Source organism: Glycomyces sp. NPDC021274 (assembly GCF_040641195.1).
Classification (GTDB): domain Bacteria; phylum Actinomycetota; class Actinomycetes; order Mycobacteriales; family Micromonosporaceae; genus Glycomyces.
Window position 1 is genome coordinate 1 of the sequence record NZ_JBFADC010000053.1, and the last position, 1,580, is coordinate 1,580.

Below are 1,580 nucleotides of genomic sequence, written 5' to 3' on the forward strand. Positions count from 1 at the left end.
GCCGCCTTCCGGGGTGCCGGTCAACGTCTCCTTGCTTTCGCCGAGTTCAGTAAGAATCCCGGCCTTGAGGAAGGCTTTGACCAGCATCAGGACACGCTTGTCCTTCATTCGGTGACGCACTCGGTCCATCAGGGCCGTGTGATCGATCGAGTCGAAGCACGCCTCGATGTCCGCATCCAGCACCCAGCGATATCCCCGGGTGCCGAAATAGTGGATCTCGGCGATCGCGTCCTGGGCCCGCCGTCGGGGCCGGAACCCATACGAGACCGGCTTGAAGTCGGCCTCGAAGATCGGTTCCAGCACCAGTTTCAGCGCCGCCTGAACGACCCGGTCCGCGATCGTCGGAATCCCGAGCTTGCGAACCTTCCCCGAGCCTCCCGGCTTGGGAATACTGCGTTCCCGCACCGGCAACGGCCGGAACGAACCGTCCTTGACGGCGGCCCGCAGGTCGTTCAGGAATCCGGGGACACCGATGGACTCCTCGACGTCGGTGGCGGTCAGGCCGTCGACGCCGGGAGTTCGGGCTCCCCGGTTGCCCGCGACCCGGTCGAACGCCACCAACAGCGTCGCCGGATCGTGCACGAAGTTGAACAGGTCATCGAACCGGCGGCCGGGATCGGCCACCGCCCAACGGTGAAGCTTGGCCTGCATCTCCAGTACCCGGGCCCGAGGGCCCGGAGCTCCGCCATTCGGCGGGGCGTCTTCCGGCATTGCAGCGTCCTTCCCTTCTCGATACCGCTGCCGCCCTTCCCCATGCGGCCGGCTCTCCCGGCCTCGGAGTACTACGGCGGCTCCGCCCCGTCCCCAACCGATCGACGGTCGATGCGCCCAGCCCCGGCAGCCTGTTGGAGACAGGTGGCGGGGCGAGGTTCGGGACGGTTCCCGTGTTCACTGTGGTTCGCTCGACGGAGTAGGAGCCCGACTGTGTCCCTGCGGCATCGCCACGAGTACGCCGCAGGCATTCCTCGTGACCTCCCGGCCAGCTTTCGTAGACCGACCCAGGAGTTGTCAGACCACCCGAAAGGATGACCCGAGTACGCGCCGCTTCCGGCCCAGATCCACCAGGTTCGAGCCGGAGGCACTTTAAGAGACGTAAAACGCCGGTTCCTCGCGTACTCCTCTCCATCACGCTTGCCGGACCCGCCCCATCTGGCAGTACTGGTCACGTCCCGGCTTTGTCAGGGCCGCTCTCGCCCTACCCGGCATCACCCGGATCAGGCTGCCCTCAGCTTCAACCCACCTGCTGCGACAGGAGGTTGGTGCAGGTCTTTCACCTCCACTCGAACCAACAGCGCCTCACGGCGCAAACGAAACGAAAGCTGTGCGAGAACCGAACGTCCGCTCCGCGCAGGCGGAGATGCTCCCGACTGCTGGGCACGACGATGCGGCTGAAGGGCGTCCGCTCCGCGCAGGCGGAGATGCTCCGCTCACCGTCAGTGATGGCCATGAGCACCCCCAGTCCGCTCCGCGCAGGCGGAGATGCTCCGCTCTCAACGAGGATTTCAGCGGCGTCGGCGATGTCCGCTCCGCGCAGGCGGAGATGCTCCGGCTCGGCCGCGCATTCCGCTGATCCGCTGGAC

General features: G+C 66.5%; 1 protein-coding gene. It reads right to left on the bottom strand.

The genetic code is table 11. The features are described from left to right. Nucleotides 1-711 (bottom strand): reverse transcriptase domain-containing protein (locus AB0I03_RS26475; protein ID WP_360417319.1); only part of this gene is annotated, 711 nt, incomplete at its 3' end. Nucleotides 712-1,580: the final 869 nt, after the last annotated feature.